Consider the following 13,103-nt stretch of genomic DNA (forward strand, 5'->3'; position numbering starts at 1 on the left):
TTCCGGCGAGCCGGACCGACCGGCGGCCCGGGCGGGGATCAGGCCAGCTTGGCGGTCTGGGCCTTGATGATCTCGGACGGGATGTCGTAGTCGGCGGCGCCGTCCGCGGTCTCGCCCGAGAACGCGGCCAGGCTCAGCGTGTAGTACGTGGCGATCGTGCCGCCGTGGCGGACGACCTCGCCGTGCACGGTCACGTCGCCACCGTCGGCGTCCACGGTCACCGCGAACGCGAGGGCCTCGTCGCCCTTTCCGGAGGACTTCTCGCCCTCCACCTTGGTGATCTTCTGGGCGTCGCCCTTGTCCGCGACCTTGAAGCCGCCCGCGCAGCCCTTCACCGCGTCGGACACCGAGGACAGGGTCTTCTCGGCGCCGTCGCCCTCGTAGGAGGAGAGCGAGACGATCGTCACCGTGCCGGTCAGGGCATCGGTGATCGACTTCATCGCGTCGTCGAGCTCCTCGTCCGTCATGTCCTCCAGCTTCTTGGAGGGGGACGCGCCGGGGGAGGCCGAGGGGTCCTGCGTGACGACGCGCTTGACGTCGGCGGCGGAGTCACCGGGCGCGAGCCCCGCCATGACGTAGGCGATCGGCGCGCACTTCGCGTCCTCCACCTCGAGGTCGTCCTTGGTGGTGGTGAACCCGCCGAACTTGTCCGTCGACTCGACCTTGTAGCCGTCGACGTCGCTCGTGACGATGATCCGCTGCTTCAGCTCGGCGCCGCTGAGGGCCTTCGCGGCAGTGGTCTCCTTGTCCGCGCCGGTGGTCCTGCCGCCGTCGTCGGAGCCGCTGTCGGAGCAGCCGGTGGCCAGGGTGAGGGTGAGGGCCGAGGCGACCGCGGCGACGCCTGCGCGCGACAGCGCGAGTCTGTTCATCTTTGTCGATCCTTCGATCCGTCCGAGGGTGAAAGGACTATGAGGGACGGGTCAAGGAATCGTCAACCGATCAAGGTCGGAAGCGTTCGCACCCGCATCGTCCGTGTGCCGTAGGGACTTTGAGGGGTCGTCGGGTGACGAGGTCCTGGCGCGGACGGTGCGGTCCTCCGTTCACGGCGCCGGGGTCGTCGGCCGACGCCGCCCCGGTCGTCCGCCCTGGGGGGAGGACGCCCCGGGCGTCCGCCGAGGGCGTCCCGGTCGTCCCCGCGGTGTCCCGGCGACGTCCCCGCGATGTCATCAACCCGTGATCGTCGGGCGAACAACGCCCTGATCAGGGTGTTTGTTGCCAGCGATCACTGGCAGCGTGTGTGCAGTCGGTGAAAGCCGATTACCGACGGGTACCCAAAGGGGCCGGGCAGGCATACCCTGCGGCTCATGACGGACTCGCAGGCCACGGAGCAGGCCACGGAAACGACCAGCGGCGACGAGGCCGGTACGGCCAGGCCCGGTACCAACCCCCTCGCGCCCGCCCCCGCGGGGGCCCGCACCGCAGCCGACGTCGTGACGCCCGAGCTGGTGGCCCAGCTCACCAAGGGCGTGGCAGGCTCCGGGCGGACCGCCAACCACACCCCGTTCACCGGCGAGAAGCTGGCCGACCTGCCCGAGTCCACCCCCGAGGACGTCGCCGACGCGTTCGCGCGGGCCCGCACGGCGCAGATCGCCTGGGGAGCCACGCCCGTCCGGCAGCGCGCCGCCGTGCTCCTGCGCTTCCACGACCTCGTCCTCGCCCGGCAGGCCGAGGTGCTGGACCTCATCCAGCTGGAGACCGGCAAGGCCCGGCTGCACGCGCACGAGGAGGTCCAGGCCGTCACGGTCGCCGCACGGCACTACGGACGCAAGGCGCCCGCGTACCTGAGGCCCAAGCGGCACACTGGCGCCGTGCCGACCCTCACCAAGGTCACCGAGCTGCGCCACCCGCGCGGTGTCGTCGGCCAGATCGCCCCCTGGAACTACCCGCTCGAACTGTCCGTCGGCGACGCCCTCCCGGCGTTCGTCGCGGGCAACGCCGTCGTGATGAAGCCCGACACCGAGACCTGCCTCACCGCTCTGTGGGCGCGCGACCTGCTCATCGAGGCGGGGCTGCCCGCCGAGGTCTTCCAGGTCGTCATCGGCGACGGACCCGTCGTGGGTCCCGAGATCGTCAAGCACGCCGACTACGTCTCCTTCACCGGGTCCACGCGCACCGGACGCGAGGTCGCCCAGGGCGCCGCGGCCCGCCTCGTCGGCGTCTCCCTCGAACTCGGCGGCAAGAACGCCATGGTGGTCCTGGAGGACGCCGACATCGACAAGGCCGCCGCGGGCGCCGTCCGTGCCTGCTTCTCCTCGGCCGGCCAGCTCTGCATCTCCATCGAGCGGCTCTACGTCCACGAGTCCGTCGCCGACGCGTTCGCGGACCGGTTCGCCGCCCGCACCAGGGCCATGCGCCTCGGCACCTCGCTGGCCTACGGCGCCGACATGGGCTCCCTGGTCGGCGAGCGGCAGCTGGAGACCGTGACCCGGCACGTGGAGGAGGCCGTCGCCAAGGGCGCCAAGGTCGTCGCCGGCGGGGTCGCCCGCCCCGACATCGGCCCCTACTTCTACGAGCCGACCATTCTCGACGGCGTCGAGGCACCGATGGCCGTCTGCGCCGAGGAGACCTTCGGGCCCGTCGTCTCCCTCTACCGCTTCAAGACCGAGGACGAGGTCGTCGAGCTCGCCAACGCCACGCCCTACGGCCTCAATTCGTCCGTGTGGACCAAGGACGGCCGCCGGGGCCGCGCGGTCGCGGCCCGGCTGCGCACCGGCACGGTCAACGTCAACGAGGGCTACGCGCCCGCGTACGGCAGCGTCCAGTCGCCGATGGGCGGCATGAAGGACTCCGGTCTCGGCCGCCGGCACGGCTCCGAGGGCATCCTCAAGTACACGGAGGCCCAGACGGTCGCCCAGCAGCGGCTGCTGCCGATGGCGCCGTCGCTCGGCATGGACGACGAGAAGTACGCGGCGTTCATGAGCCGGAGCCTCAAGGTCATGAAGGCGTTCCGGCTCCGCTAGACGCCGCGGCCCCCGGGGCGGGCCCGTCCGCCCGCCCTTCCCCGGCCCGTCCCCCGATCGTCCCCCTGTCCGTCCCACCCTTTCGCACCGCTCCTCACAGCGGTTCTCGACGAGGAGAAACGAGGAGAGCAGCACGTGTCACAGGAGAGCTCTGCCCAGAATCAGCCGGACGAGACGGCGTACGACTACGACGTCATCGTCGTCGGCTCCGGCTTCGGTGGTTCCGTCACCGCCCTGCGCCTGACGGAGAAGGGGTATCGCGTCGGCGTCCTCGAAGCGGGCCGCCGCTTCACCCGGGACTCCCTGCCCAAGAACTCCTGGGACATCAAGAACTACCTGTGGGCCCCGAAGCTCGGCATGTACGGCATCCAGCGCATCCATCTGCTGGGCAACGTCATGGTGCTGGCGGGCGCGGGCGTCGGCGGCGGTTCCCTCAACTACGCCAACACCCTCTACGTCCCCCCGAAGCCCTTCTTCGAGGACCCGCAGTGGAAGGACATCACCGACTGGGAAGGGGAGTTGAAGCCGTACTACGACCAGGCCCGGCGCATGCTGGGCGTACGGCTCAACCCGACCATGACCCCGTCGGACGTCCACCTCAAGGCCGCGGCCGAGGCGATGGGCGTCGGCGACACCTTCCACATGGCGCCGGTGGGTGTCTTCTTCGGGGACGGCCAGGACGCCGACGGCGGTGCGAAGGCGGGCCCCGGCCAGGAGATCGCCGACCCGTACTTCGGCGGTGCCGGACCCAGCCGCAAGGCGTGCACCGAGTGCGGCGAGTGCATGACCGGCTGCCGTCACGGCGCGAAGAACACCCTCAACGAGAACTACCTCCACCTCGCCGAGAAGGCGGGCGCCGTGGTCCACCCCATGACGACCGTGGTGTCCGTCACCGACGACTCGCGGGGCGGGTACGCCGTCCAGACCCTGCCCACGGACCGCAAACGCAAGGGGGAGGGGCGGACCTTCACGGCGGAGCGGGTCGTCCTCGCGGCCGGCACCTACGGCACGCAGACCCTGCTGCACCGCATGAAGGCGGGCGGCCAGCTGCCGTACCTGTCGCAGAAGCTGGGCGAGCTGACCCGCACCAACTCCGAGGCGCTGGTGGGCGCGCAGACCGACAACCGCCGCTACCGCAAGGCCACCGGCGAGCAGCGCGTCGACTTCACCCGCGGTGTCGCCATCACATCCTCCATCCACCCCGACGAGAACACCCACATCGAGCCGGTCCGCTACGGCAAGGGATCCAACTCGATGGGCGGCCTGTCCATCCTCCAAGTCCCGTACGCGGAGGGCTCGTCGAGGGTGCTGGGCTGGCTGGCCAACGCCGCGCGGCACCCCGTCCTGGTGGCCCGCTCGCTGTCGAACCGCCGCTGGTCCGAGCGGACCATCATCGGCCTGGTGATGCAGTCGCTGGACAACTCCCTGACGACGTACCTGAAGCCGAAGGGCGCGGGCAAGGGACTGCTAACCGCCCGGCAGGGCCACGGGGCGCCCAACCCCAAGCAGATCAAGGCGGCTTCGGAAAGCGCCTCCGCGATCGCCGCCGAGATCAACGGCTTCGCGGGCAGCAACGTGGGCGAGCTGATGGGGACGCCGCTGACCGCGCACTTCCTGGGCGGCTGTCCGATCGGCGCCGACGCCGAGGCAGGCGTCATCGACCCGTACCACCGGCTGTACGGCCACCCGGGCATCTCCGTGGTCGACGGCGCCGCGGTCTCCGCGAACCTCGGCGTCAACCCGTCGCTCACCATCACCGCCCAGGCCGAGCGGGCGATGTCGTACTGGCCCAACAAGGGCGAGGCCGACCCGCGTCCGGCGCCGGGGGCGGCGTACGAGCGGCTGAAGCCGGTGGAGCCGCTGCACCCCGCCGTCCCGGCGGACGCGTTCGGCGCGCTGAAGCTGCCGTTCCTGGGGATACCCGCGGTGCCGCCGAAGAAGTGACCCGCGGGGGTCCTGCGCGCGCCGGCGCCACCCGCCCGGCGCGCGGCCCCCGCGCCCCCGGGCCGCCCCTCACGGAAGAAAGTCCGGAAGGAAAGTCCGGAAGCAAGCCGGCCCCTCACGGAAGAAGGAAGGTCGGCCCCTCACGGAAAAAAGAAAGAAGGACCTGCGCCCCCCTCCGAGCGCAGGTCCTTCTTCTCGTACCAGGCGTGCTGCCCAGGTGTCCGAGGGAGCGGCCGCGTTACGCGGTCGCGCCGCCCGAGTTGCGGCGACGGACGACGTACACCGCGCCGGCGCCGGCGACGACGGCGACACCGCCGACGAGACCGATCATCGGCAGGGCGGAGCTGGAGCCCGTCTCGGCCAGGCTGCCGTCGACCTCGGGCGTGTTGCCCTTGTCGGCGGGCTTGTCCGAGACCGGGACCTTGCCGCCTTCCTGCGGCTTGGTGCCGTCGGTGTCCGTGCCCGCGGCGACGATCTGGAACTTGTACGCGACCTCGCCGAAGCCCGTGCACTCGCCGTCGGCGTCGCCGTAGATGCTGGCGCCCAGGGAGAAGCCGGCGCCGACCGGGGCGCTGGACTTCACGTTGATGCGCATCGGGATGTTGACCTCGTAGTCGGGCTTGAGCTCGTCGGTGTAGCCGACGAAGCCGACCGCGTAGCCCTCGGAGTCGACGTCCTCCCAGACCTTCTCGTCCGGGTTGTAGGCCTGGAGCTGGACCTTCTTGCTCTGGAAGAGGTCCTCACCCGCCTTGTCGGAGGAGGCGCCGGCGAAGAAGCCGAGGTCGCTCAGGGTGGACTCGGAGTTGTTCGCCACGTTCAGCGAGAACTTGTGCCAGCCGCTGCCCACCGCGATCTTGCCGGGCAGACCGGTGATGGACACGTCGACCTTGGAGTCCTCGCACTCGGAAGGCTCCGGGTCGGGCGACTCGGACTCCTCCGGAGCGGAGGTGCTCGGCGCCGGGGACGTGGCGGAAGCGGACGCGGAGTCGCTCGGGGCCGGGGCGGACTCGGTCGCGGACGCCGAGGCGCTCGCGGACTCGGTCGCCTCGGGAGTGGTCTCGGTGGCGCTCGGCGACGCCGACTCGCTCGGAGACTCGGATGCGGTTGCGCTGGCGGTCGGAGTGGCAGTGGTGTCGTCCGTCGCGAACGCGGCCGGCGCCGACAGCAGCGCCAGCGGGGCTATGGCAGCCGTCGCGGCCGCAGCGGCCATGGCACGGCGAAGCTTCATGAAGACCTCGAAAGTCCGGTGCGCCGCACGTTCGCCGGCGCTCGATTGGGCTCGTCTGGGTGAGGCCTCCGCGTGTGGGGCGCGGGTGTGGCCGTTGGTTCTGCAGGTGTGACCGGTGGGACCTGGGAATGGTTGTCCTGTACCTCACATGATTTTTATGTGTGCTGAGTCACATCCGAGTGCGACTTGTGCAAGCCCTTTCGAACCGCTTAGAAATGTCCCTCGTGTCTGACAACAAGCCGGGTGGGAACGGGGATTCGTCCTTCAGCGACGACGTGTGGGAGCAGTTCGCCCGCGACACCGAGCGCGACATCCGGAGTTCGGCTCCCAAGGAGCCGTCCGCGCGGGCGCGCATGGTGACCGAGCGGCTGCGGCAGCAGGACGAGCGCGGCGACCGGCCGGAGAGCTGGCGGGTCGGCCCTTCGTTGCAGGAGGTGAATCGCCGCTCCGGACGGCGCCGACGCCTGTGGGCCGCCATCGGCGTGCCGCTCGCCGTCGTGGTGGCGGTCGTGGCGATGAAGCCGTCCCTGCTGCCGGGCGACCCCTTCGGGACGTCGTCCGACGACGCGCCCGCGGCCTCCCGGCTCCCCGACGAGACGGCACCTCCGACGGCGGCACCCTCCGCGTCGTCCGGCACCCCGACGCTGGACAGGCCGTTCGCCGGATCGCCCGCCGAGCGCTGGGCCGACGGCGCGGACGGCATCGTCGTCCCCCGGGCCACCGCGGTCGGCCCGCTCACCGAGGCGCAGGTCGCCACCGCACTGCGGCGCACCAGGACCCTGCTCGTCGAGGCGAACCTCGACCCGGCGACGCTGCGCGGCGAACGCCCCGAGGCGGCGATCGACACCCTCGACCCGAAGCAGCCGAAGATGCTCGACGACGTGAACGCCTGGCTGCGGTCACCGGGCAAGGACCAGGATCCGCTCGCGCTGTTCACCCGGTTCGACCCCAAGGAGATCCGGCTCGTCGGGGACGTGGTCAAGACGCGCGGCCGGATCACCTTCAAGGCGGGCGAGCGCGCCTCCGTCGTCATCCACGCCGACTACAGCTTCGTGTATCCCGTGACCCGGGCCGACAACAACTCCACCGAGGTGACCCGCACCATCGTGCGCCGGGTCCTCGACCTGGAGGTCTCCGACCCGACGAAGTACCGGGTCACCCCCGGCAAGCTCGCCGTCCTGCGCTACGACCGCGACCTGGCCAACTCGGCCTGCGACGTCTACGACGGCTTCCTGCACCCGCGGTTCGACGCGGCCGACCCCGGCGGCCCGGACCCGTCGGGCCCCACCGTCGACCCGTACGACCGCAGCCGCGACATCCAGCACGCCGAGCCGGGCGCCTGCGGCACGGTGTCCCGCACCTAGACCAAGAACACGGCACGACATGGCGAAGGGCCCCGCGGTGGTCCCTGCTCGGGCGGAGCCGAGGGATCAGGGAGGAGCCGCGGGGCCCTTCTTCAGTCAGCACCGACGTCAGGGCAGCGCCGGTGCCTGGGAGCGACGCCGGGGGGTGCGTCGCCGGTCCGGGGGTGGTCCGGTGTGACCGCCGGTCGTGCGCCCCGGCGCGTTCGAGGCGCGCACGTGGTGTCGACCTTTGGCAAGCGGGTGGTGCGGGCGTACTGCGGTGTGGAGTGGATCCGGTGGGCTGATCGGTCGGCTACGGGGGTGTCCGCCATGAGAGCCGGGGTCGTTCTCGTACGGCGGGTGTTCTCGTACGGTGGGCCGTTCGTACGGGACCGATGCCTGCGGGACTGATGCCTACGGGACTGAGTCGTGCCGGGTGTTCGTACGGGACCGGTCGTCGTGCGGGACTGGGTCGTGCGGGCTGTTCGTACGGGACTGGCAGGGTGCCGGCGGGTTCGTACGGGAGCCGTTCTCGCATCGTGCTGGACGGGCGACGGCCTCCGCAACCGTCGTGACCGCCTCCGAAGGGATTCCGCCGGTCGGCCCCGGGCGTCCCCGGAGCCGACCGTTCTCTTGAGTGACCGGGCTGCTGTCCCCTGCCGTCCGGTCACACCCCTGGAGCGAGGTCCCACGACGCACGGCACGATCCGTACGTCTCATCGCTCCAGTGGAGCCACGCGTGGTTCTTTCGGGCCCGCCCCTGGCTGACACGGACACCGGGACCAACGAAGCCCGCGGCGACCCGGTCACGCGCCGTACGGGTGAGACGACATGCGTACGTGCGTACGCCGCGTACGGGGTTCAGAGGCGGCCCCGACGCGGTCAGACGCGGCCCCGGCACAGCTCCAGCAGCGTCATCGCCAGGGAGGTGCCGGGCTTGCCCAGCGCCTTCCTGTAGTGGCCGAGCACCTCCATCTCGCGCGAGAGGTTCACCCGTCGGCCGCCGGACGAGATCCGGGCCTCCTGGATCACCGCCGAGACGGCCATGCGTTCCTGCATGAGACCGATGATCCGGTCGTCCAGCGCGTCGATGCGCTCGCGGGCACCGGTGATCACATCGGCGGCCTCGTCGGTGCGGGCGCCGGTCTTGTCGAGTACGTCGGCCATGGTGGGGCTCCTCTGTCCGTGGGAGGCGTGCCCCGGGGCGGCAGGGCCCGGAAACGGCAGGCGCCCCGGGCCTTGTCGGCCCGGGGCGCCTGGGAAGTCGCTTGTCAGTTGCTCAAGCAGCACGACCATGGCAGCCGGTGGGCCGGTTGCCATAGGTAAACGCGAAGATCGCGGCGGTCTGGTGCGTGAGCATGCGGTCAGTATGCACCGGCGGCGGACGCGGACCAAGCTCGTTCGGATGCTGAGACCCCGGGCGGGGCGCTCCCGCGGGCCCCGGGCGGGGGTGACAAACCCGGCGTAGGCGCCACGGTCCCGGCCCCCGGTAGACTCGGCACCACACACACCATGCTCACCGCCGGAAGGCAACCCGTGTCATCAGCGACCCCCGCTGCCGCCGCCCCCGACACCGTCCTGGTCGTCGACTTCGGTGCGCAGTACGCCCAGCTCATCGCCCGTCGCGTCCGCGAGGCCCGGGTCTACAGCGAGATCGTGCCGAGCACCATGCCCGTCGCGGAGATGCTCGCCAAGAACCCGGCGGCGATCATCCTCTCCGGCGGCCCCTCGTCGGTCTACGCGGAGAGTGCCCCGCGCCTCGACCGCGAGATCTTCGAGGCCGGCGTCCCCGTGTTCGGCATGTGCTACGGCTTCCAGCTGATGGCGACGGCACTCGGCGGCACGGTCGACAACACCGGCGCCCGCGAGTACGGCCGCACGCCCCTGCACGTCTCGAAGTCCGGCTCCACCCTCTTCGAGGGCACCCCGGACGAGCAGTCGGTGTGGATGTCGCACGGCGACGCGTGCAGCGCCGCCCCCGAGGGCTTCACCGTCACGGCGTCCACGGACGTCGTCCCGGTCGCGGCCTTCGAGAACGACGAGCAGAAGCTCTACGGCGTGCAGTACCACCCCGAGGTGATGCACTCCACGCACGGCCAGCAGGTGCTGGAGCACTTCCTGTACCGCGGTGCCGGCCTCAAGCCGAACTGGACCACCGGCAACGTCATCGACGAGCAGGTCGCCCTCATCCGCGAGCAGGTCGGCAGCAAGCGCGCCATCTGCGGCCTGTCCGGCGGCGTGGACTCCGCCGTCGCCGCCGCCCTCGTCCAGAAGGCCATCGGCTCCCAGCTGACCTGCGTCTACGTCGACCACGGTCTGATGCGCAAGGACGAGACCGAGCAGGTCGAGAAGGACTTCGTCGCGGCCACCGGCGTCCAGCTGAAGGTCGTGGACGCGGAGGAGCGCTTCCTCGCCGCGCTGGCCGGGGTCTCCGACCCCGAGGAGAAGCGGAAGATCATCGGGCGCGAGTTCATCCGCGTCTTCGAGCAGGCCCAGGCGGAGATCATCGCCGAGGCCGCCGAGGGCGAGGACGTCGCCTTCCTGGTCCAGGGCACCCTCTACCCGGACGTCGTCGAGTCCGGCGGCGGCACCGGCACGGCCAACATCAAGTCCCACCACAACGTGGGCGGCCTCCCCGAGGACCTCGAGTTCGAGCTCGTCGAGCCGCTGCGCAAGCTCTTCAAGGACGAGGTCCGCATGGTCGGCCAGGAGCTCGGCCTGCCGGACGAGATCGTCCAGCGCCAGCCGTTCCCCGGCCCCGGCCTCGGCATCCGCATCGTCGGCGAGGTCACCAAGGAGCGCCTCGACCTGCTGCGCGAGGCCGACGCCATCGCCCATGAGGAACTCACGGCCGCCGGCCTCGACCGCGACATCTGGCAGTGCCCGGTCGTCCTGCTCGCCGACGTCCGCTCCGTGGGCGTCCAGGGCGACGGCCGTACGTACGGTCACCCGATCGTCCTGCGTCCGGTCTCCAGCGAGGACGCCATGACGGCCGACTGGTCGCGCCTGCCGTACGAGGTCCTCGCCAAGATCTCCACCCGCATCACGAACGAGGTGGCGGACGTCAACCGCGTCGTCCTGGACGTGACGTCCAAGCCCCCGGGCACCATCGAGTGGGAGTAGATCCCCAGGTCACGTCCGCTTGAGAGTCCGCACCGGCTCTCCGGGCCGCCAGACCTCGGCGACCAGATACGTGTCGTCCTCGACGTAGGTCCGTACGACCTCCGTCAACTCGGTGCGGAAGAGGTGGAACGGCTGCGGCGGTTCCACCTCTTTCACGTACGCGGCCTTCGTCGCCGCGTCCTCGTCGCCGACCTCCACCGCTCGGCCGCTGATCCGCACGTCCCCGCCGCCCATGCCCGTGCCCGGCCCCGGGTTCGCCTGGAGCGCGAAGCGCGGATCGCGGCGCAGGTCGAGGGCCTTGAGCGAGCCGGGCATCATGCCGAGCCACAGCTCGCCGTCCAGGAAGCGCACCTCCAGGCCGGTCGTGCGGGGCGAGCCGTCCTTGCGGAGGGTCGCCAGGACGTGGTGCGTGAAACCGCCGAAGCGGTCCTCGACCGTGCCGGCCAGATCCGGTTCCGCGGCGGCGAAGGCCGCCCAGTTCGCCGGGCTCGGCGGTGCCGATCGTGCCGATTGTGCCGACGGTGCCGGGGGCGCCGACGGTGCCTCGGGTGCCTCGGGTGCCTCGGGTGCCTCGGGTGACGAGGGGGCGGGGGCCGGTGGGCGGGGAGTGGGGTGCTCGGTCATGCGAGGAGTGTGGCGTGGATACCGGACGTCTTCTGTCTGGTTTCCGTGTGCCCTTCCGTGTGTCTGACGATGTCGATCTCGGTGTCGATGTCTGTGTCGGTGTCGGGTACCTGTGCTCGGGCACCCGGCCCGCACGGATGAGTTCCGGCTGGGACCACTCCGCCAAGGGCGCGGGGAACTGCGTGACCAGCCCCCACCGTCCCGCGGTCACCCCGCATCCGCCACCCGCCACGGCGACGAACCGGGCCGACGCCGGAGCCGGGCGCCCTGGTTCCGGTCAGCCGGAGGCCAGGCCCGCCGTGCCGACGCGGCGCGCCACCCTGCGGCGGTGGGCGACCTCCAGGGCCAGGAAGCCCATGGACAACGCCTCCGCGACGGCGAACCCGATCAGCGCCGCACGCCAGCCGTACACCGCGCAGACCAGGGAGACGAAGAGCGCGCAGCCCGTCATGATCGCCGCGCGGGACCACGCGCTCGGGTCCTCGGCCATCGCGTCGAACTCGATCCGGTCCCGGAGCCCGCGTACCGTCCGCGCCGCCTCCCCGAGCGGTCGGAGCGTGCCGGGACGCAGCCCCGGCACGGCACGCGAGTCCTCGGCCTTCGGTGCCGTTCCCGCGCGCTCGGTGCGCACCAGTTGGATCTGCAGCGCACGTCCCACCCGGTGCGCCCGCGCGTAACGAAAACCGTGCTGCTCGGCCACGTACGCGAGCGTGGCGAGCCGGCGCGGTGAGCCGCCGAGATCGTCGACGACGACGAAGTCCCGCTCCGCGAGCTGCCCGAGCAGGACGAGGATCCGCCGCTCCGCGCGGTTCATGCGTGCCTCCCGTGTCCCAGGCGTGGGTCGGTGTCACCCAGACAGACCACTGACCTCCGGCCACGGTTGTGGCCATCTCTTCACCGAACGACTCTGTTCTCCTGCGCTGACCCCGGGTAACTTCCGCTCCGTACCGCACACGCCAGTGCTGGAGGACATATGCACGGGCCCACCCCGCCCCTGCCCCTACCCACCGACCGGCTCCGGTTCGCCATGCCGCCGATGCACGACTCGGTCGACGACGAGCGGCGGCACCGCAAGGAGCGGCTGGCCGGGGCGCTGCGCGTCTTCGGCCGGCTCGGGTTCGAGGACGGGGTCTCCGGACACATCACGGCGCGCGACCCCGAGTACAGCGACTGCTTCTGGGTCAATCCGTTCGGGATGCCCTTCAAGCACGTGACCGTCGGCGACCTGGTCCTGGCCAACCAGGACGGGCAGGTGATCGAGGGCCGCTACCACGTGAACCAGGCGGCGTTCACCGTGCACGCCCAGGTCCACGCCGCCCGGCCCGACGTCGTCGCCGTCGCGCACTGCCACTCCGTGCACGGGCGCGCCCTCGCCGCGCTGGGCGACCTGCTCGACCCGATCACCCAGGAGAGCTGCGCCTTCTACGAAGATCACGCGCTGTACGACGCGTACAGCGGTGTCGCCGTCGACGCCGAGGAGGGCCGTCGGATCGCCGCCGCGCTCGACACCCGCAAGGCGCTCGTCCTGCGCAACCACGGGCTGCTGACCGTGGGTGACTCGGTGGACGCCGCCGCCTGGTGGTTCCTGTCCATGGAGCGGTCCTGCCAGGTCCAGCTCACCGCCAAGGCCGCGGGGCGTCCCGTCCTCATCGACCACAAGCAGGCGGTCGCCACGCGTGAACAGCTCGGCGGTGATCTGGTGGCGTGGATCAACTACCAGCCGTTGTGGCAGGACATCAGCCGGAGTGAGCCGGATCTGTTGTCGTAGGCGTGGTGTTGGGGGCGGTGCGTCGGAGGACGGTGTGTAGGGGGGTGCGTCGGAGGGCGGTGCGTCGGGGGCGGTGCATGGGGGGCGGTGCATTGGGGTCATCGGTTGTCGGG

General features: G+C 71.2%; 10 protein-coding genes. 5 read left to right on the forward strand and 5 right to left on the reverse strand.

Annotation, left to right across the window (positions count from 1 at the left end):
* Window positions 1–38: 38 nt before the first annotated feature.
* Entirely contained in the window at window positions 39–869 is an 831-nt protein-coding gene (locus tag ACSYGO_RS28015; RefSeq protein WP_460388073.1) for a hypothetical protein, read from the reverse strand.
* 435 nt (window positions 870–1,304) lie between these two features.
* On the opposite strand from ACSYGO_RS28015, the gene ACSYGO_RS28020 reads away from it, so the two are divergent.
* A complete protein-coding gene (locus ACSYGO_RS28020) occupies window positions 1,305–2,960 on the forward strand; it encodes a succinic semialdehyde dehydrogenase (protein WP_460388075.1) in 1,656 nt (551 codons plus the stop codon).
* A gap of 135 nt (window positions 2,961–3,095) precedes the next feature.
* Window positions 3,096–4,904 carry a GMC oxidoreductase gene (locus tag ACSYGO_RS28025; RefSeq protein WP_432176241.1) on the forward strand — a complete coding sequence of 603 codons (1,809 nt, stop codon included), beginning with the start codon at window positions 3,096–3,098 and terminating at the stop codon, window positions 4,902–4,904.
* 238 nt (window positions 4,905–5,142) lie between these two features.
* On the opposite strand, the gene ACSYGO_RS28030 is transcribed toward ACSYGO_RS28025, so the two are convergent.
* Window positions 5,143–6,132 carry an LAETG motif-containing sortase-dependent surface protein gene (locus ACSYGO_RS28030; protein WP_426677429.1) on the reverse strand — a complete coding sequence of 330 codons (990 nt, stop codon included), beginning with the start codon at window positions 6,130–6,132 and terminating at the stop codon, window positions 5,143–5,145.
* Window positions 6,133–6,347: 215 nt separating this feature from the next.
* Here ACSYGO_RS28030 and ACSYGO_RS28035 point away from each other — a divergent pair, with 215 nt between their 5' ends.
* Complete coding sequence (locus ACSYGO_RS28035) at window positions 6,348–7,496, forward strand: hypothetical protein (RefSeq protein WP_435226063.1); 1,149 nt, start codon at window positions 6,348–6,350, stop codon at window positions 7,494–7,496.
* Between the two features lie 861 nt (window positions 7,497–8,357).
* Here ACSYGO_RS28035 and ACSYGO_RS28040 read toward each other — a convergent pair.
* Window positions 8,358–8,642 (reverse strand): chorismate mutase, encoded by a 285-nt coding sequence (locus tag ACSYGO_RS28040; RefSeq protein ID WP_460388078.1) that lies wholly within the window; start codon window positions 8,640–8,642, stop codon window positions 8,358–8,360.
* 369 nt (window positions 8,643–9,011) lie between these two features.
* On the opposite strand from ACSYGO_RS28040, the gene guaA reads away from it, so the two are divergent.
* Window positions 9,012–10,598: a glutamine-hydrolyzing GMP synthase gene (gene guaA, locus ACSYGO_RS28045; RefSeq protein WP_460388080.1), complete on the forward strand. Its 1,587-nt coding sequence runs from the start codon at window positions 9,012–9,014 to the stop codon at window positions 10,596–10,598.
* A gap of 9 nt (window positions 10,599–10,607) precedes the next feature.
* Here guaA and ACSYGO_RS28050 read toward each other — a convergent pair whose 3' ends face one another.
* Together ACSYGO_RS28050 and ACSYGO_RS28055 are read right to left on the reverse strand one after the other, a co-directional pair.
* The gene (locus ACSYGO_RS28050; RefSeq protein ID WP_432176258.1) at window positions 10,608–11,045 is read right to left on the reverse strand and encodes a pyridoxamine 5'-phosphate oxidase family protein; all 438 of its coding nucleotides are present in this window, start codon (window positions 11,043–11,045) and stop codon (window positions 10,608–10,610) included.
* Window positions 11,046–11,499: 454 nt separating this feature from the next.
* Window positions 11,500–12,036, reverse strand: a complete 537-nt coding sequence (locus ACSYGO_RS28055) for a hypothetical protein (RefSeq protein ID WP_426677425.1) — start codon at window positions 12,034–12,036, stop codon at window positions 11,500–11,502.
* A 159-nt stretch (window positions 12,037–12,195) separates the two neighbouring features.
* Here ACSYGO_RS28055 and ACSYGO_RS28060 point away from each other — a divergent pair, with 159 nt between their 5' ends.
* Window positions 12,196–12,990, forward strand: a complete 795-nt coding sequence (locus ACSYGO_RS28060; protein WP_426677424.1) for a class II aldolase/adducin family protein — start codon at window positions 12,196–12,198, stop codon at window positions 12,988–12,990.
* Window positions 12,991–13,103: the final 113 nt, after the last annotated feature.

The sequence above is a fragment of the Streptomyces krungchingensis genome (assembly GCF_054729265.1).

What these genes read in the sequence shown, in the direction of transcription:
- ACSYGO_RS28060 (WP_426677424.1), top strand. Translation starts at nt 12,196, where the DNA reads ATGCACGGGCCCACCCCGCCCCTGCCCCTACCCACCGACCGGCTCCGG.
- ACSYGO_RS28035 (WP_435226063.1), top strand. Translation starts at nt 6,348, where the DNA reads ATGTCCCTCGTGTCTGACAACAAGCCGGGTGGGAACGGGGATTCGTCC.
- ACSYGO_RS28055 (WP_426677425.1), bottom strand. Translation starts at nt 12,036, where the DNA reads ATGAACCGCGCGGAGCGGCGGATCCTCGTCCTGCTCGGGCAGCTCGCG.
- ACSYGO_RS28030 (WP_426677429.1), bottom strand. Translation starts at nt 6,132, where the DNA reads ATGAAGCTTCGCCGTGCCATGGCCGCTGCGGCCGCGACGGCTGCCATA.
- ACSYGO_RS28015 (WP_460388073.1), bottom strand. Translation starts at nt 869, where the DNA reads ATGAACAGACTCGCGCTGTCGCGCGCAGGCGTCGCCGCGGTCGCCTCG.
- ACSYGO_RS28020 (WP_460388075.1), top strand. Translation starts at nt 1,305, where the DNA reads ATGACGGACTCGCAGGCCACGGAGCAGGCCACGGAAACGACCAGCGGC.
- ACSYGO_RS28040 (WP_460388078.1), bottom strand. Translation starts at nt 8,642, where the DNA reads ATGGCCGACGTACTCGACAAGACCGGCGCCCGCACCGACGAGGCCGCC.